General features: G+C 48.9%; 18 protein-coding genes. 13 read left to right on the plus strand and 5 right to left on the minus strand.

Annotation, left to right across the window (positions count from 1 at the left end):
- Positions 1-22 precede the first annotated feature (22 nt).
- The 9 genes from mdtH (at position 23) to SK39_RS02775 (ending at position 6,768) form a co-directional block, all read left to right on the plus strand.
- The gene (mdtH, locus tag SK39_RS02740; RefSeq protein WP_003036166.1) at positions 23-1,231 is read left to right on the plus strand and encodes a multidrug efflux MFS transporter MdtH; all 1,209 of its coding nucleotides are present in this window, start codon (positions 23-25) and stop codon (positions 1,229-1,231) included.
- 114 nt (positions 1,232-1,345) lie between these two features.
- Complete coding sequence (locus SK39_RS02745; RefSeq protein ID WP_003036163.1) at positions 1,346-1,906, plus strand: lipoprotein; 561 nt, start codon at positions 1,346-1,348, stop codon at positions 1,904-1,906.
- A gap of 105 nt (positions 1,907-2,011) precedes the next feature.
- On the plus strand, positions 2,012-3,058 hold the full coding sequence (pyrC, locus tag SK39_RS02750) for a dihydroorotase (protein ID WP_048216627.1): 1,047 nt from the start codon (positions 2,012-2,014) through the stop codon (positions 3,056-3,058).
- A 65-nt stretch (positions 3,059-3,123) separates the two neighbouring features.
- On the plus strand, positions 3,124-3,336 hold the full coding sequence (dinI, locus tag SK39_RS02755) for a DNA damage-inducible protein I (protein WP_048216628.1): 213 nt from the start codon (positions 3,124-3,126) through the stop codon (positions 3,334-3,336).
- A 373-nt stretch (positions 3,337-3,709) separates the two neighbouring features.
- On the plus strand, positions 3,710-3,964 hold the full coding sequence (bssS, locus tag SK39_RS02760; RefSeq protein WP_003036154.1) for a biofilm formation regulator BssS: 255 nt from the start codon (positions 3,710-3,712) through the stop codon (positions 3,962-3,964).
- A gap of 114 nt (positions 3,965-4,078) precedes the next feature.
- Entirely contained in the window at positions 4,079-5,194 is a 1,116-nt protein-coding gene (gene solA, locus SK39_RS02765) for an N-methyl-L-tryptophan oxidase (RefSeq protein WP_003836779.1), read from the plus strand.
- A 55-nt stretch (positions 5,195-5,249) separates the two neighbouring features.
- On the plus strand, positions 5,250-5,363 hold the full coding sequence (locus SK39_RS25310) for a YceO family protein (protein ID WP_003036148.1): 114 nt from the start codon (positions 5,250-5,252) through the stop codon (positions 5,361-5,363).
- 261 nt (positions 5,364-5,624) lie between these two features.
- Positions 5,625-6,191, plus strand: a complete 567-nt coding sequence (locus SK39_RS02770; protein WP_048216629.1) for a cytochrome b — start codon at positions 5,625-5,627, stop codon at positions 6,189-6,191.
- A 1-nt stretch (position 6,192) separates the two neighbouring features.
- The gene (locus tag SK39_RS02775; RefSeq protein WP_003832130.1) at positions 6,193-6,768 is read left to right on the plus strand and encodes a YceI family protein; all 576 of its coding nucleotides are present in this window, start codon (positions 6,193-6,195) and stop codon (positions 6,766-6,768) included.
- Positions 6,769-6,814: 46 nt separating this feature from the next.
- Here SK39_RS02775 and trhO read toward each other — a convergent pair whose 3' ends face one another.
- The gene (gene trhO, locus SK39_RS02780) at positions 6,815-7,867 is read right to left on the minus strand and encodes an oxygen-dependent tRNA uridine(34) hydroxylase TrhO (RefSeq protein WP_046670461.1); all 1,053 of its coding nucleotides are present in this window, start codon (positions 7,865-7,867) and stop codon (positions 6,815-6,817) included.
- Positions 7,868-8,087: 220 nt separating this feature from the next.
- On the opposite strand from trhO, the gene SK39_RS02785 reads away from it, so the two are divergent.
- Complete coding sequence (locus tag SK39_RS02785) at positions 8,088-9,008, plus strand: Kdo(2)-lipid IV(A) acyltransferase (protein WP_003036136.1); 921 nt, start codon at positions 8,088-8,090, stop codon at positions 9,006-9,008.
- 155 nt (positions 9,009-9,163) lie between these two features.
- Positions 9,164-10,384 carry a multidrug efflux MFS transporter MdtG gene (gene mdtG / locus SK39_RS02790; protein ID WP_048216630.1) on the plus strand — a complete coding sequence of 407 codons (1,221 nt, stop codon included), beginning with the start codon at positions 9,164-9,166 and terminating at the stop codon, positions 10,382-10,384.
- Positions 10,385-10,447: 63 nt separating this feature from the next.
- Here mdtG and SK39_RS02795 read toward each other — a convergent pair whose 3' ends face one another.
- On the minus strand, positions 10,448-11,779 hold the full coding sequence (locus SK39_RS02795) for a sensor domain-containing diguanylate cyclase (RefSeq protein ID WP_129622307.1): 1,332 nt from the start codon (positions 11,777-11,779) through the stop codon (positions 10,448-10,450).
- A 692-nt stretch (positions 11,780-12,471) separates the two neighbouring features.
- Between SK39_RS02795 and SK39_RS02800 the strand changes: the two genes are divergently transcribed.
- Positions 12,472-12,849: a MysB family protein gene (locus SK39_RS02800; protein WP_032936472.1), complete on the plus strand. Its 378-nt coding sequence runs from the start codon at positions 12,472-12,474 to the stop codon at positions 12,847-12,849.
- Here SK39_RS02800 and SK39_RS02805 read toward each other — a convergent pair whose 3' ends face one another.
- The 3 genes from SK39_RS02805 to mdoG all read right to left on the minus strand — a co-directional run bounded on the left by SK39_RS02805 (position 12,850) and on the right by mdoG (position 17,210).
- On the minus strand, positions 12,850-13,077 hold the full coding sequence (locus tag SK39_RS02805) for a YceK/YidQ family lipoprotein (protein ID WP_003832117.1): 228 nt from the start codon (positions 13,075-13,077) through the stop codon (positions 12,850-12,852). It lies immediately after the preceding gene.
- A gap of 76 nt (positions 13,078-13,153) precedes the next feature.
- On the minus strand, positions 13,154-15,682 hold the full coding sequence (mdoH, locus tag SK39_RS02810; RefSeq protein ID WP_003036122.1) for a glucans biosynthesis glucosyltransferase MdoH: 2,529 nt from the start codon (positions 15,680-15,682) through the stop codon (positions 13,154-13,156).
- Entirely contained in the window at positions 15,675-17,210 is a 1,536-nt protein-coding gene (gene mdoG, locus SK39_RS02815) for a glucans biosynthesis protein MdoG (RefSeq protein WP_003836790.1), read from the minus strand. The genes mdoH and mdoG overlap by 8 nt, the downstream gene beginning before the upstream one ends.
- A gap of 271 nt (positions 17,211-17,481) precedes the next feature.
- Between mdoG and mdoC the strand changes: the two genes are divergently transcribed.
- The gene (gene mdoC / locus SK39_RS02820; protein ID WP_003846825.1) at positions 17,482-18,642 is read left to right on the plus strand and encodes a glucans biosynthesis protein MdoC; all 1,161 of its coding nucleotides are present in this window, start codon (positions 17,482-17,484) and stop codon (positions 18,640-18,642) included.
- The last annotated feature ends 19 nt before the right edge of the window (positions 18,643-18,661 follow it).

Consider the following 18,661-nt stretch of genomic DNA (forward strand, 5'->3'; position numbering starts at 1 on the left):
CGAGTTTTTCCCTGGAGGGGAAATGTCGCAAGTCTCGCAGGCAAGGAACCTGGGTAAATACTTCCTTCTCATCGATAATATGCTGGTCGTGCTGGGTTTCTTCGTCGTTTTCCCGCTGATCTCAATTCGTTTCGTCGACCAAATGGGCTGGGCCGCCGTGATGGTCGGTATCGCGCTTGGATTACGTCAATTTATCCAGCAGGGGTTGGGTATTTTCGGCGGTGCTATTGCTGACCGTTTCGGCGCCAAACCGATGATCGTCACCGGCATGCTGATGCGCGCAGCTGGGTTCGCCACCATGGGCATTGCGCATGAACCGTGGCTGCTGTGGTTTTCCTGCTTTCTTTCCGGGCTAGGTGGCACGCTGTTCGACCCTCCCCGTTCGGCGCTGGTAGTCAAGCTGATCCGCCCGGAAAAGCGCGGGCGTTTTTTCTCTATTCTGATGATGCAGGATAGCGCCGGGGCCGTGGTCGGCGCGTTACTCGGCAGTTGGTTATTGCAATACGATTTCCGTCTGGTATGTGCCACCGGCGCAATTTTGTTCGTTCTGTGCGCGGCGTTTAACGCCTGGCTGCTCCCGGCATGGAAGCTGTCGACGGTGAAAATTCCGGTGCGCGAAGGGATGAGCCACGTGATGCATGACAAGCGCTTTGTCACCTATGTGCTGACGCTGGCGGGCTATTACATGCTGGCGGTACAGGTGATGCTGATGCTGCCCATCATGGTGAACGACATCGCTGGCTCACCAGCCGCCGTGAAATGGATGTATGCCATTGAGGCATGTCTCTCTTTAACGCTGCTGTACCCGATTGCCCGCTGGAGTGAAAAACGCTTTCGCCTTGAACATCGTCTGATGGCGGGCCTGCTGGTGATGTCTCTGAGCATGATGCCCATTGGCCTGGTCGGGAATTTACAGCAGTTGTTCACCCTGATCTGCACGTTCTATATTGGCTCGATCATCGCCGAACCGGCGCGTGAAACTCTGAGCGCCTCGCTGGCGAATGCGCGGGCCAGAGGAAGCTATATGGGCTTCAGCCGACTGGGACTCGCCATCGGCGGCGCAATTGGCTATGTCGGCGGCGGCTGGCTGTTTGACATGGGCAAGGCCCTGGCACAGCCTGAGCTGCCCTGGATGATGCTCGGTATTATTGGCTTCATCACCTTCCTGGCGCTGGGCTGGCAATTCAGTCTCAAACGCCCAACGCGAGGTATGCTGGAGCCAGACGCCTGATAGCCGAACCTGCGTCCGGGCACTTTTCAGTTTTTTCTGCTGGCGTCCGGGGCGCTGGTACTCGATGATGCTTTGTGTCACGATTACACCACATGCATCATGTTGAGGAACCCCATGAAAAAGTTTTTTTTTGCCGCTGCACTGATTGTCAGCGGCCTGTTGGTTGGTTGTAATCAACTCACGCAATACACGGTTAGCGAGCAAGAAATTAATCAAGCCCTGGCAAAGCATAATAACTTTTCAAAAGACATCGGTTTGCCCGGCGTTGCTGAAGCACATATCGTACTGAATAATCTCGCCAGCCAGATTGGTCGTGAAGAGCCAAACAAAGTAACCCTGACCGGCGATGCCAACCTGGACATGAACTCCCTGTTTGGCAGTCAGAAAGCGACCATGAAGCTGAAGCTGAAAGCCTTACCGGTTTTCAATAAAGAAAAAGGAGCGATTTATCTGCAAGAGATGGAAGTCGTCGACGCCACCGTCACGCCAGAAAAAATGCAGTCAGTACTGCAAACGCTGATGCCGTATTTAAATCAATCGCTGCGTAACTATTTCAACCAGCAACCAGCGTACATTCTGAAGGATGACAGCAGCCAGGGTGAAGCGCTGGCGAAAAAACTGGCGAAAGGTATTGAGGTCAAACCGGGTGAAATCATCATCCCGTTCACCGACTAATAAAACTGAGGGTGCTGATGCGCCCTTTTTTTTCGTGCAAACGAAAACGTTTCCGCTTATCCTTTGTTTCCGGCAAAAAAGACCATCCTCAGCCGGAGCATATTGATGACTGCACCATCCCAGGTTTTAAAGATCCGCCGCCCAGACGACTGGCATCTTCACTTTCGCGATGGCGACATGTTAAAAACTGTCGTGCCCTATACCAGTGAGGTTTATGGCCGCGCCATTGTCATGCCGAACCTGGCACCGCCCGTCACCACGGTTGACGCGGCTATCACTTATCGCCAGCGCATTCTTGACGCGGTACCTGCCGGACACGACTTCACGCCATTAATGACCTGCTACTTAACGGATACGCTGGATCCCAACGAGCTGGAACGTGGATTTAACGAAGGCGTATTCACCGCGGCAAAACTCTATCCAGCCAATGCCACCACCAACTCGACGCATGGTGTAACCTCTATTGACGCCATCATGCCGGTGCTGGAGCGGATGGAAAAATTGGGTATGCCACTGCTGGTGCACGGCGAAGTCACGCATGCAGATATCGATATTTTCGATCGCGAAGCACGCTTTATTGAAACGGTGATGGAACCGCTGCGTCAGCGTTTGACCTCGCTGAAAGTGGTGTTCGAGCATATCACCACCAAAGATGCTGCCGAATACGTTCGCGACGGTAACGAACTTTTGGCTGCGACCATTACGCCACAGCACCTGATGTTTAACCGCAACCACATGCTGGTTGGTGGGATTCGCCCTCACCTGTATTGCCTGCCAATCCTCAAACGTAACGTCCACCAACAGGCGCTGCGTGAACTGGTTGCCAGCGGGTTTAAGCGCGCATTCCTCGGTACCGACTCAGCGCCACACGCTCGTCATCGCAAAGAATCAAGCTGTGGCTGTGCGGGCTGTTTTAATGCACCGACCGCGCTGGGCAGCTATGCCACCGTGTTTGAAGAGATGAATGCGCTCGACCATTTCGAAGCCTTCTGCTCACTCAACGGCCCACAGTTCTATGGCTTGCCGGTAAATGAGACCTTTATTGAGCTGGAACGCGTGGAGCACCTGGTTCCAGAGAACATTGCACTGGAAGACGATACGCTGGTGCCTTTCCTGGGTGGCGAAACGGTACGCTGGTCAGTAAAAAGCTAAAAAAAGTGTAGCCAACTGATGCGAATAACTGTATAAATAAACAGTATATTCCACAGGGGGCTACTATGCGTATTGAAGTCACTATTGCCAAAACTTCACCTTTACCTGCCGGTGCAATTGACGCACTGGCTGGTGAACTCTCCCGCCGTATTCAGCACCATTTTCCGGATAACGAAGGTAACGTTACCGTCCGTTATGCCGGCGCAAACAATTTGTCGGTTATTGGCGCGACTAAAGAGGACAAAGAACGCATCAGCGAGATCCTACAGGAAACCTAGGAAAGCGCGGATGACTGGTTCATCAACGAATAAATAATGATATGCAGTGATGTTTGTTTGCCGGGTCGCCCCGGCTTTTTTATACACACTATCCTGTAATCAATCGCGCATTTCTTCTGACGAGTATTTAATTTAATATTAACCCACCGATTATCTTTTAACCAAAACAACAAAATAATTGTGCAACATACTAAAAAAAAATGAATAACATGTTGGTTTCTTAGTCAGATAACGCTGAAAACAAAAAATTTATGCCCTTCCCTCTTTAAATTTTCAATGAATACCCTTATTTATTGATATACTGAAGTTGCTTCAGAAAAAAACGCATTGAACCTCGAAAACCGTTGTCTAGTAACACGAATTAGGGGGCATGATGGAAAAGAATAATGAAGTCATTCAGACTCATCCGCTTGTAGGGTGGGACATCAGCACTGTTGATAGCTACGATGCGCTGATGCTGCGTTTGCACTACCAGACCCCGAATCGCCCTGACCCGGATGGGACTGAAGTTGGTCAAACGCTCTGGTTAACCACTGATGTTGCCAGGCAATTTATTTCGATATTAGAAGCAGGAATCGCCAAAATTGAATCTGGCGATTACCAGGTAAATGAGTATCAGCGACATTAAACCTGATACATCCAGCCATCAAAAGGCACCTTAACGGTGCCTTTCTTATTTCCAGGTTGAATATTCCGGGTCAGTTATTTAACCTGCTACTATCGCGATTGCAGAGAGAAGCGGATGAAATACGACTTAATCATTATTGGCAGCGGTTCTGTAGGCGCCGCAGCTGGATACTATGCCACTCGTGCCGGTCTGAAGGTTCTGATGATCGATGCACATATGCCTCCTCATCAGCAGGGCAGCCACCACGGCGACACTCGATTAATTCGTCATGCTTATGGCGAAGGCGAAAAATACGTTCCGCTGGTGCTACGTGCGCAAACATTGTGGGATGAACTGTCCACCCATAATGAAGAACCGATTTTTGTTCGCTCCGGTGTTATCAACCTCGGTCCGGCAGAGTCCACCTTCTTAGCGACTGCAGCGCAAAGCGCCAAACAGTGGCAACTCAACGTTGAACAACTGGATGCGGCAGCCATCATGGCGCGCTGGCCGGAGATTCGTGTACCTGACAACTATATCGGTCTGTTTGAAGCGGAGTCCGGTTTTTTACGCAGTGAGTTAGCAATTAAAACCTGGATCCGTCTGGCGGAAGAAGCAGGCTGTGCGCAACTGTTTAAATGCCCGGTCAGCGCAATTCATCACGGTGATGATGGCATCACGGTAGAAACGGCTGACGGTGACTACCACGCGAAAAAAGCAGTGATCAGCGCCGGCACCTGGGTGCAGGCTTTAGTCCCTGAACTACCGATCCAACCGGTGCGCAAAGTGTTCGCCTGGTATCAGGCCGATGGGCGCTACAGCGTTAAGAATAACTTCCCAGCCTTTACCGGCGAGCTGCCAAATGGTGATCAATACTACGGTTTCCCGGCAGAAAACGACGAGCTGAAAATTGGTAAGCACAACGGCGGACAAGTCATTCACTCTGCTGATGAGCGTAAGCCATTTGCCGCTGTAGCCAGCGATGGTTCTGAAGCCTTCCCATTCCTGCGCACAATTCTGCCGGGCGTTGGCTGCTGCCTGCACGGCGCGTCCTGCACATACGATAATTCACCGGATGAAGACTTTATTATCGATACTCTGCCAGCGCACGACAACACGCTAATCATTACCGGGCTAAGCGGACATGGCTTTAAGTTTGCCTCTGTTCTGGGAGAGATTGCGGCAAACTTCGCTCAGGACAAACCGTCTGACTTTGACCTGACCCCCTTCAGGCTAAGCCGTTTTAAGTGATAATAAATGAATGGCCTCGATGGTGAGGCCATTTTTAATGACAGGAATAACGTCAATGCGTCGTATCTTTCACTATCTGGTTAATAATATTCGCGAGCATCTTATGCTCTACATTATTTTATGGTCGCTGCTGGCCATTATGGATGTAATATATATTATGTTTTTCTGATTCCTGCGCGCTGACAATAATTGACAAAAATTGAAATTAGCTTAATTTCATTGCAATAAACTGAACAATAACAAAAATCATAACCACCCATAAACCAAGCACTCCCACCTATTCTCACACTAATCCCTTGATGATTAATTCAATAATCAGTCAACTTTACTGAACAAAAAATAAATATCATCACCATTGTTATTTATTAGTTGCATTAATGTCTTTTACACGCCATTTTCATTCACTTCTGAAATATAAATCGGTGTGCTTATGCAATTCAAAAATAGTCCACAGCGCTATGGCGTAGTGTCAGCCACATTACATTGGCTGGTTGCAATTGCTGTATATGGCATGTTCGCCTTGGGCTTATGGATGGTCACGCTTAGCTACTATGACGGCTGGTATCACCAGGCCCCTGAACTGCATAAAAGCATCGGCATCCTACTCATGATGGGACTGGTTATCCGCGTTATCTGGCGGTTGTTCTCCCCTCCGCCTGCTGCGTTGGCAAGCTACTCCCGTTTAACCCGCATCGCAGCGGCAATGGGTCACCTCGTACTTTATTTGCTGCTCTTTTCAATTGTCATCAGCGGATATCTAATTTCCACCGCAGATGGCAAAGCGATAAGCGTCTTTGGTTGGTTCGACATTCCAGCCACCGTTGCCAACGCAGGTGCTCAGGCCGACCTCGCCGGTAGCTTGCACCTGTGGCTTGCGTGGACCGTGGTGATTTTATCCCTACTGCACGGACTGATGGCCCTGAAACATCACTTTATTGATAACGACGATACCCTCAATCGCATGTTGGGAAAATCGTCATCTGACTATGGAGCTTAAAATGAAAAAAAACCTGCTGGGACTTACACTCGCCTCTCTGTTATTCACCACCGGGTCGGCCGTGGCGGCAGATTACAAAATTGACAAGGAAGGACAGCATGCCTTTGTTAATTTCCGTATTCAGCATCTGGGTTACAGCTGGCTGTACGGCACATTTAAAGATTTCGACGGTACGTTTACCTTTGATGAGAAAAATCCCGCAGCCGATAAGGTTAACGTAACCATCAACACCAACAGTGTTGACACTAATCACGCCGAACGTGACAAACATCTGCGCAGCGCAGATTTCCTTAACGTAGCAAAATTCCCGCAGGCGACCTTCAGCTCCACCAGCGTGAAGAAAGAAGGTAATGACCTGGATATCACCGGTAATTTGACCCTGAACGGCGTTACTAAACCGGTTACGCTGGACGCGAAGCTCATCGGTCAGGGTGGCGATCCTTGGGGCGGTACGCGCGCTGGTTTTGAAGCGCAAGGTAAGATTAAGCTGAAGGATTTCAACATCACCACCGATCTCGGTCCGGCGTCGCAGGAAGTCGATTTGATCATCTCAGTGGAAGGTGTGCAACAGAAGTAACGCATGAATGGCCGGATGGGGCTCAAGCCACCATCCGGCATAGCGACTATTGCGCAGGGTCTGGAATACCCAGTTTGGTATTCAGGTGACCACGTGATTTATTAAAGATTTTATTGCCATTTTCACGCCCAGCGCGACGACGCCGTTGTTCCTCTTCCGGCAACTCACTCTCTTCGCTACACAGCTCGCTACAGCAGCCTTTATATTTCTGCGCACAAGCCGGGCACTGAATAAACAACAGATGGCAGCCATCATTTTTGCAATTAGTATGGCTATCGCACGCCGTGCCGCACTGATGACAATGTGCGATAACATCTTCAGAGATCCTTTCGCCCATGCGCTCATCAAAGACAAAGTTTTTACCGACAAAACGCACCGGAAGTCCCTGCTCACGCGCCTTGCGGGCATACTCAATAATACCGCCCTCAATGTGCCAGACTTTGCTAAATCCATTGTGTTTCATCCAGGCGCTAGCTTTCTCACAGCGGATCCCACCCGTGCAGTACATCACGATTTTTTTATCTTTATGCGCCTGCATCATTTCAACCGCTTTCGGCAACTGATCGCGAAACGTGTCTGCCGGGATCTCCAGCGCATTCTCGAAGTGACCCACCTCATATTCATAATGGTTGCGCATATCAATGAATACCGCTTCAGGATCGTCAAGCATGGCATTCACCTCTGCTGCCTTGAGATAATCCCCCACGTTGCTGGCGTCAAAGTCTGGATCGTCAATACCATCCGCCACGATACGTTCACGGACTTTCATACGCAGTACCCAGAACGATTTACCGTCATCATCCAGCGCAATATTCAGACGTAAATCGTTCAATGCAGGGTCAAACGCATAGAGTTGCTGGCGAAATGCCTCGACGTTGCTTTGCGGTACGCTGATTTGCGCGTTAATTCCTTCATGGGCAAGATATACTCGCCCGAAGACGTTCAATGCGGTGAACATCTGGTACAGTGCATCACGCGTGTGCTGAGGATTGGCAATGGTGAAATATTTATAGAATGAGATCGTCGTACGCGGCTCGGTCTCGGCCAGCATTTTGGCTTTGAGGGCGTCGTTCGAAATGCGGTTGTGTAACACTGGCATGGTGTACGTATCCTGCAAATAGGGAATAAATGAAAATCGGCGGCATAATAAAGCAAACATCGCCAATTTACATCCACACATTTTACGCTACATTTCATACTTCACTATAAAGTTGCAACAACAATTGCGGAATTAATCACCGTTCTCCCGTCACAAATTTTTGATACGCGCGAAAAAATGCGACAATACAGGGAATTGGTCGTTTGAAGACAGGATAGACATGACGAATTTACCCAAGTTTTCGGCTGCGTTACTGCATCCACGTTATTGGTTAACCTGGCTGGGTATTGGCATCCTTTGGTTAATCGTGCAGTTACCCTACCCCATCCTCTTTAAGTTGGGCTGTGCATTAGGTCGACTGGCGCTACGTTTGATGAAACGTCGGGCAAAAATTGTTTCCCGAAATCTGGAACTGTGCTTCCCGCAGATGAGTGAGCAGGAACGCCAGCAGATGGTCGTCAAGAACTTCGAATCCGTGGGCATGGGCGTAATGGAAACCGGGATGGCCTGGTTTTGGTCCGATAAGCGTATTTCACGCTGGACTGAAGTGATCGGGATGGAACATATCCGTGACGTTCAGGCGCAAAAACGCGGGATCCTATTAGTGGGTCTGCACTTTCTGACTCTGGAACTGGGTGCGCGTCAGTTTGGTTTGCAGGAGCCGGGTATTGGTGTGTATCGCCCTAACGACAACCCGCTTCTCGACTGGCTACAAACCTGGGGCCGTATGCGCTCGAATAAATCAATGCTCGATCGTAAAGACCTGAAAGGGATGATTAAAGCGTTGAAAAAGGGCGAAGTGGTCTGGTACGCGCCGGATCACGATTACGGCCCTCGTGCCAGTGTGTTTGTACCACTTTTTGCCGTTGAACAAGCCGCAACAACCTCTGGGACCTGGATGCTTTCGCGCATGTCCAATGCCTGCCTGGTACCGTTTGTTCCTCGCCGCAAACCTGACGGTAAAGGGTATCAATTGATTATGCTGCCTCCGGAGTGTTCACCGCCTTTGGACGACGCAGAGACCACTGCCGCGTGGATGAACAAAATTGTTGAGCAATGCATCATGATGGCGCCAGAGCAGTATATGTGGCTGCATCGTCGCTTCAAGACGCGCCCTGAAGGTTCTCCTTCCCTGTACTAAAACACTGTTGCAGTCCTGTGGGCTGCAACACCTTCCCTGCCTGCTTTAGGTTTAACTGCTATCCGCATTGCAGCAACTATCAACCAGGCGCATAATTAGCCTGCTTACTTATATTCAATCGATAGCGCAAACAGCGCGCCACACTGCGGAACGCTATGTCACCCTCAGATGATCCCATAAACTGGAAACGCAACCTCACCGTTGCCTGGTTAGGTTGTTTTTTAACCGGCGCAGCATTTAGCCTGGTCATGCCCTTTTTGCCACTTTACGTCGAGAGCCTCGGCGTCACGGGACATAGCGCACTGAATATGTGGTCAGGCCTGGTCTTCAGCATCACCTTTCTTTTTTCCGCCATCGCCTCTCCTTTCTGGGGTGGCCTTGCCGATCGCAAGGGGCGAAAAATCATGCTGCTACGATCTGCGTTGGGTATGGCTGTTGTGATGATGCTGATGGGACTGGCGCAAAATATCTGGCAGTTCTTGATCCTGCGCGCCTTGTTGGGGCTGCTTGGTGGATTCATCCCCAATGCGAATGCACTGATCGCCACCCAGGTTCCACGCAATAAAAGCGGCTGGGCACTGGGAACGCTTTCCACCGGTGGCGTTAGTGGCGCACTGCTCGGGCCGCTAGCGGGCGGCCTCCTCGCGGATCAGTACGGACTGCGTCCCGTATTTTTCATCACCGCCAGCGTGCTGTTGGTCTGCTTCATCCTGACGCTATTTTTTATCCGCGAGCGTTTTCAGCCGGTGAGCAAGAAGGAAATGCTGCACATTCGTGAAGTCGTGGCCTCTTTAAGGAACCCCAAACTGGTGCTGAGCCTGTTTGTCACCACTTTGATCATTCAGGTAGCCACCGGTTCTATCGCGCCAATACTGACACTGTACGTTCGAGAGTTGGCTGGCAACGTCAGCAATATTGCGTTTATCAGTGGGATGATAGCCTCTGTCCCCGGCGTTGCGGCATTAATCAGCGCCCCTAAACTTGGCAAATTAGGCGATCGGATTGGCCCGGAGAAGATCCTGATCGTCGCGCTGATCGTTTCCGTGTTACTGCTAATTCCAATGTCATTTGTCCAGACGCCCTGGCAGCTTGGTATTCTGCGCTTTTTATTGGGGGCGGCCGACGGCGCTCTGCTCCCGGCGGTACAAACGCTGCTGGTCTATAACTCGACTAATCAAATAGCTGGACGTATTTTCAGTTATAACCAGTCATTTCGCGACATTGGTAACGTAACAGGACCTCTAATGGGGGCAGCGATATCCGCCAACTACGGTTTTCGTGCTGTATTCTGTGTGACCGCAGGAGTCGTACTGTTCAACGCCCTGTACTCGTGGAATAGCCTGCGCCGTCGTCGGAGTACAGAGGTCGTGGGATGATTTATATATTTATATTCGCAGCTTCAGAATAAAAACTTATCTCACATGACATATATTTCAGTCTTAATGATAATAGTAACACACTTTATTTCTGCCAGAATTTTTGGCTTCATACAAAGCGGCATCAGCATATGAAACAACTTTATCCGCTGATTCATCATCAATTTTACTGCAATATACACCGATACTTATCGTCATTTTTTCTTTTAAATCATATGAATTTGGTATTGTCGTACCATTCTCGACATTTCGCCTAATTCGTTCTGCAACAACAATTGCCTCATCTTGATCGTTACACTTAAGAAGGATCGCAAATTCTTCGCCACCTACTCTGGCAAAAATATCCGTATCTCTGATTGATTTATTGATAATATCGACAATGCTGATTATTACTCTGTCACCTTCCTGATGACCGTAGGTATCGTTAATCCGCTTGAATTTATCAATATCCAGAACCATTACACAAACTGCACCTTTTGCTAATGATGCTTTTAATGACTTATAGAATAATTTACGATTATATATTTTAGTCATTGCGTCTTTAATAGCTGAGTCCCTTTCTTTTTTTAAGATGATGAAGGTGTTGTACATCAGTATTGAGATTATACACAGGGCACTTATCACCTCAATCCCCCGGCTAACATACCAAATATACATGCTATATTCATCCAGGCTCAGAAGTAGTACATTGGTCAATATTGCTGAGCAACACAGTAGCCCTATACTTTTCCACAAGATGTTGTGCGTTTTGGTTTTAATGATTAAATACAACAGGACCAGTCCCCAGGATACAATAAGCGAATAAATGTACCCAATATGCCAGTGCACCGTGACATTATCAGGCTTCAGGCTTGTTATCTCGAGTGTAAAGTTAGGGTTGTAACTGGCCAGAGTGTGTGCCATCACCGCGATAACAAGCATGATTAAAAAAGACAGAACGATATAGCAAGGTTCTCTTTCTTTGGTTTCAATAACTGTCGAGGATATTTTATAAGATTTCAATGAAACAAATAGCAGAGCGATGAAACTAATCTGCCGAAAGTAATAAAATATAGCTATATCGTTAGTTCTTTTCTCGATTGATGCATGATCATTAATCAAGTCCTGAACGATGTAGATAGTCTCGACGAAAAATATATTATTGCCAAGAAACGCCATGCCTAATACCATGAGGCAGGTGAGATCTTTTCTACAAAGATACTGAAATAACATAAACAGGAAAATTATTCCATATAAAAAGAACAACCCTACAATTATAATCAGATATACTGTTTGCGGGACACTTTGCATCGTTAATTTAAATTGTGTAAGACACAAACCGCCAAGAACATAGCTAGCCAAACAGATTATATAGAAAGCCATTAACCTTCCATTATTTGAATTATAGTTATCCATAACAACCTTAAGGTAATTCTTAATTTTGCATTTTATATAATAAAGCATAAGATTTTGCAAACTATTATACCCGCACAATTTCAATAACATTAATTCATTTCTTATTTAATGGTTTCTTATAGATTTATAACCTTTGTCATTAATAATCTTTTATTATGTATAATATTTTAGTATCACTCGCACCATTCACAACCTCTATACACAAAAGACACTTTGTCACTTCCAGAGACACCACTAAGTTTAGCCACTTTCATTGATTACCTCTGCAACACTTCCGTATTGGGCATTAATTTTCTCCTTTACTTTGATTGAGTTATGCAATATTAATTCATAAGCGCTCGCATTCCCCCTCTAAAACACATAAAAAATGGTGTTTAAAACTGAAGATTTTCTAATATAACGCCAGATTTTATTTATTTGATTTTCATTACTGCATTGCAAACCACATACATTACTCTTTTTTCTTGAATTTTTTTCCTGATATTACGTCGGCTTCAGTATCTGCCAATGTAAATTTTTTCATAAACTACCGAAGTTACTTTCACCTGCTCTCATTGGCATTGCAGGCAGTAATCATCTGATTGAGTTAGCCACGAAGCTAACGGGTTTGACGCTCTGCGGATCGCCGTCTATAGATTGAATCATCCCCCTTTATTGTTCGCCTTAGGAGAAGAAATATGGCAAAGAATGACATGAATTTTTATGCCACGTTGGAAGAGGCTATTGATGCGGCTCGTGAAGTGTTTCTGGCTGATAACCCTGACCTCGAGTCAGATGACGCCAGCGTTCAACAGCTAAGCATCCAAAAATACGTGCTACAGGATGGCGACATTATGTGGCAGGCGGAATTCTTTGCTGACGAGGATGATGTAGATGGTGAATGTCTACCAATGCTGAGCGGAGAAGCGGCTCAGAGCGTTTTTGATGGCGACTATGATGAAATTGAAATTCGCCAGGAGTGGCAGGAAGAAAATACGCTTCACGAATGGGATGAAGGTGAATTCCAGCTGGAACCTCCCCTTGATACCGAAGAGGGGCAGACCGCAGCCGATGAATGGGATGAGCGATAATTACTCGTAAGGTCCATGATGTATGTCGAGCGGCAGCAGCAACGTATCAAACACCAGCGAAAATGGCAGATCGAGGATCGTGACGTAGCGCCATGCCGAGTCCCGAACATCCCATTGCACGCCAGGATAGTATTGATTTCCGTGTCCTTGCCCTGGGATGGTACGACTAATAATGCTGCCGCATCCGCTCAGGAAGAAGATCATTATTCCTACAGCCAATATTCGCACCTGCTACCTCACGACTCATTCTATTCAATATAAAAAAATACCGGCACCAGGCCGGTATTTTCACGTTACAGAACGCTTATTTTTTCCTGAGCGCCAACGGGTTCAGAGTCAATCCCTGATAGTAGTTCACCCACGAAGAATACTTATCAGGTGAATTCCAGACGCGATAATGTAAACGTGCCATGGTCACCGGATCGCTCAACAATACAAGTCGGCGATCGCGATTCAGTTTCTCCGGCGTTTCGTTCAGCGCCTGCTCCACATGGCGATCGCGTGCAATCTCCAGCACGTTGCTGGCGCGGTGGCGAGCAGTCGCCATGGCCGTGGCCAGTGCGTTAAACGACGGGTTAAACACCGCATGCATAAAGCCATCGTCCAGCGTACGTTTACGGTTCATCACCAGATAAGTATCGGTATCCACCAGCACCTGCGGCGGGGAATACTCTTCCGGGATCAGGAACAGCTTCCAGCGCTTGGTACGTAACCCCACCGTGGAACGACTGGAAATCACGGAAACAAACGGCGACAGGATCAGCGAGAAGACAATCGGTGCCAGCCAGAACAGGAAACGCAGATCCAGCCAGGCCATACCCACAGCCCACACCAGCCCCAACAGTAACTGAGAACCATGACGCATAAACGCTTCACCCCATGGGGTGGAATCGTCATCGCGCTGCGGCGAATTCCACACCACTTCCCAACCGAGGAAAGCGCTCACGACGAAGACGGTATGGAACAGCATGCGCACCGGTGCCAGCAGCACGGAGAACAGAACCTCCAGCAGCAGCGACAGCGTAACGCGGATAAACCCGCCGTACTCTTTCGTCCCTTTACACCAGATGAGCAAAATACTCAGCAACTTCGGCAGGAACAACAGCACCATCGTTGAAGCAAACAGCGCGATCGCCAGTTCAGGTCGCCATTGCGGCCATACCGGGAATAGCTGACGCGGTTGCAGGAAGTACTGCGGTTCCGTCAACGCATGCACCACCTGCAATGCGGTAGAGAGCGCGAGGAACATAAACCACAGCGGCGCGGACAGATAGGACATCACACCAGTCAGAAACACCGCACGGTGAACCGGGTGCATCCCCTTAACCAGGAACAGACGGAAGTTCATCAGGTTGCCGTGGCACCAGCGACGGTCACGCTTGAGTTCATCCAGCAGGTTCGGCGGTAGCTCTTCATAAGAGCCCGGCAGATCGTAGGCAATCCACACGCCCCAGCCAGCGCGACGCATCAAGGCCGCTTCCACGAAGTCATGGGAGAGAATCGATCCCGCAAACGAACCTTCGCCCGGTAACGGCGCGAGCGCACAGTGCTCGATAAACGGCTTCACGCGGATAATTGCGTTGTGGCCCCAGTAGTGTGATTCGCCTAACTGCCAGAAGTGAAGCCCGGCGGTAAACAGCGGCCCATAAACACGGGTCGCAAACTGTTGGCAGCGCGCATACAGCGTATCCATACCGGAAGCCTTCGGTGAAGACTGGATAATCCCGGCATTCGGATTCGCTTCCATCAGGCGCACCAGGCCGCTCAGACAGTCACCGCTCATCACTGAGTCCGCATCCAGCACAACCATGTAGCTGTACTGATTTCCCCAGCGACGGCAGAAGTCATCAATGTTGCCGCTTTTACGCTTCACGCGACGACGACGACGACGGTAGAAAATCTGTCCTTCGCCCTGCACTTCGGCAATCAGCTCCATCCACGCTTTTTGTTCTGCCACGCAGATATCTGGATTGTAGCTGTCGCTCAGAATGTAAACATCGAAATGCTCAGCGTTGCCCGTTGCTTTGACCGACTCCCACGTGGCGCGAAGTCCCGCGAATACGCGATCAACGTCCTCGTTACAGATTGGCATAATCAACGCCGTACGGTGTTCAGGATTCAACGGTTCATCCCCGACCGTTGAGGCCGAGATACTGTACTTATCCCGTCCAATCAGCAATTGCAGAAAGCCCATCAGCGCGGTCCAGAACCCCGCTGATACCCAACAGAAAAGTACGGCAAACAAAATAAGAATGCCGGTCTGGAGCATGTAGGGCAGCAGTTGCATAAAGGAGACCCACAAATCCTGCCCCATCATGTCTGCAGGATTAATGAATGCCCACCCCTGATAAGGAAGGATCGTCTTCATATACCAGGTTGCAACGACCGTTTGCGCCAGCGTTAAGATCAACAGCGTATAGCGGCGGATGGTGCCTACGGTACGCCATTTTTGCTCGCTCTCTTGTTCTTCTTTCGTCAAACGCGAAAGATAACGCGGCGTCACATCACGCCCACGCAGACGATCCCAAAAACGCCCAACCGGGTTGGTACGCCAGGGATCGGGGAACATAGAGGTACGCGTTGCTTTTGGCATCGCCTGTAGCTGATCGCGCCCCTCATCGTCCTTAACCAACTGCTCTTTAGCCAGAGAATCCGGCCATGCTTGCTCAAGACGAGCTTTTACAGAACCCTGCGGTGAATCATCTTCGCGCGAGTACGTACGATGCTCAGCATCCAGCGCCTGATGAACGGCGCGGATGTCAGTTTTCGGCAGTGCCGCTTTTTCGATATCCGAAAGCGGCATTGCGTCAATATACTCAGTTGTCTTATTCATTGGCAGGTAACTGGTAGCTCCAGGTTTCACTCAGCGTCTGATCTGCATTGACCAGGGCAGCACGCATTTCAGTGGTTTTCTTCACGTCTTTCACTTTCACGCGCAATACCAAACGCCAACCTTTAGTGACCGGGTTGTAGCGCACGGTGTTTTCAACGATTTCACCGTTGTCACCAATACTGGTTTGTGCAGTAACCGGCGTATCCTGCGGCAGCTTTTTCATATCGGTGCCGGAAAAGTCCACCACAAACGCGATGGTACCGTCAGGCTGACGAATGAGATTGGACTGTTTAACATCACCGGTAGAACGACGTGTCTGCTGTACCCAAGCGTTATCAGGCGCATGAAGCTTGTCTTCATCACGCGTGAACGTCAGGGTATATTTAAAGTTCATTTCTTTACCGGCTTCAGGCAGCTGATCCGGGGTCCAGTACGCAACGATGTTATCGTTCGTTTCATCGTTAGTTGGAATTTCAACTAACTCAATCTTACCTTTGCCCCAATCGCCTTTTGGCGTGATCCAGGCGCTCGGGCGCAGATCGTAACGATCGTCGATGTCTTCAAAACGCGAGAACTGACGGCCACGCTGCAACAGACCGAAACCTTGCGGATTTTCCATAGCAAAGCTGCTCACCGCGAGATGTTTCGGGTTATTCAGCGGACGCCAAATCCATTCGCCGTTGCCAGCGTGGATGGACAAACCGTTAGAGTCATGCAGTTCTGGACGATAGTTAGTCGTCGGAGAAGGCTGGTTCGGTCCATACAGGAACATACTGGTTAACGGTGCCACGCCAAGTTTGCCCACTTTGTCGCGCAGATAAACTTTGGACTGAACATCGACTACCGTGTCACGACCTGGAATGATGACAAAGCGATACGCTCCGGTTGCACGCGGAGAATCCAGTAAGGCATAAATGGTTAAACGTTTATCAGTTGGTTTCGGACGCTCGATCCAAAACTCACGAAAGCGGGGAAATTCTTCACCAGAAGGCAGAGCGGTATCAATCGCGAGACCGCGCGCAGAAAGGCCGTAGACCTGGCCTGCACCCAGAACACGGAAATAGCTGGCACCGAGCATGCTGACGATTTCGTCGTTTTTATCTTTGCTGTTGATCGGATACAGCACTTTGAACCCGGCGAAACCGAGATCTTTTACCGTGTCTTTATCATGCTGAACATCGCCGAAATTAAAGTAATCCGGGCTGTATTTGATTCTTTTCACCGCAGTAGCGGTCACTTCGTTGATTTTGACCGGCGTGTCGAAGTACATACCCTGGTGGTAGAACTCGAGCTTAAATGGGGTCTTGAGATTGCTCCAGTAGGCTTTATCGCGATTAAACTGGATCTGCTGATAATCCGCATATTTCATGTCGCGGAAAACGGAGGGCAAGTTACTTTTTGGCGCCTCATAGCCTTTATCGGCTAAGGATTGAGCTTGTTTTGCAACATCATCAATGCTGAATGCCCAGCTTGATGATGTGTACAGCGTTAACATGACTGCTGCACCCAACCAACGCATTTTCATCATTTGTAGTTTATGTTTCATAATTAGTAAGCACTTCCCCCTTTGTGTGCTTATATTGATCCGATCCATTTTAATGGATAATCGGGTATTCCGACAACTGAATCCCTGTATTGTTCGCGCGCTGGCTCATGGTTTAAGCAGGTTCGTCTGCCTGTTTTCACTTTGCGTGCTTATCCTGGAGACAGGTTGTTAGACTTCGTGTAGGGTTGCCCTCGAATGTAACCATTATTCGTCTTAGGGATAAGACGAAAAGTCTGAGAATACATAACTGTCTATGAGCTCTGTATCACCACCACGCGAATATTTTCTTGACTCCATCCGTGCCTGGCTAATGTTGTTAGGGATCCCGTTTCATATTTCATTGATCTACTCCACCCACACATGGCACGTGAACAGCGCAGAACCATCGTGGTGGTTGACCTTGTTCAATGACTTTATCCATGCTTTTCGCATGCAAGTCTTCTTTGTCATTTCGGGTTATTTTTCCTACATGCTATTTCTACGCTATCCGATAAAGCGCTGGTGGAAAGTGCGTGTAGAACGCGTGGGGATCCCTATGCTGACTGCGATTCCGCTGCTTACACTGCCGCAATTTATCATGCTGCAATACGTGAAAGGCAAAGCAGACAGCTGGCATACCCTCAGCGGCTACGATAAATACAACGCGCTGGCCTGGGAGCTGATTTCCCATCTGTGGTTTTTACTGGTTCTCGTGGTGTTAACAACCCTGAGCATGTGGGTGTTTACCCAGATGAAACACAGATTGACGCAAAGTGACGTCGGCAGCGCGCCTGCGGTGTCAATGACGAAGTTAACGCTGATTTTTGCAGTGCTGGGTTTCGGTTATGCCGCCGTCAGAAGGACGATTTTTATCCTTTATCCTTCGATTCTAAGCGACGGTATGTTCAATTTTGTCGTTATGCAAACGCTGTTCTATGTGCCTTTCTTTATGCTCGGTGCGCTGGCGTTTATCAATCCTAATTTGAAAGCCCTGTTTACCACGCCATCGCGCGGCTGCACGCTGGGCGCCGCATGCGCATTTGTCGCCTATCTGCTCAATCAACGTTACGGCAACGGCGATGCCTGGATGTATGAAACCGAATATGTTATTACCATGGTCATGGGCCTGTGGATGGTGAACGTCGTCTTTTCACTTGGTCACCGTTTGCTGAATTTCCAGTCAGCCCGCGTAACCTATTTTGTCAACGCATCTCTGTTTATCTATCTGGTGCATCATCCGTTAACGCTGTTTTTTGGCGCTTACATCACACCGCATATCAAGTCGAATCTGCTGGGTTTTCTCTGCGGTCTGCTGTTTGTGGTCGGGATTGCAGTAATACTGTACGAAATCCATTTACGGATCCCGGTGCTGAAGTTTCTCTTTTCGGGTAAACCACCCGTCAGGCAGGATAAAAACAAGGCCGTGGCCGGTTAGTTTTCTTGCATTGAATGGT

The sequence above is a fragment of the Citrobacter sp. BIDMC107 genome (genome assembly GCF_001037575.1).
GTDB lineage: Bacteria > Pseudomonadota > Gammaproteobacteria > Enterobacterales > Enterobacteriaceae > Citrobacter > Citrobacter freundii.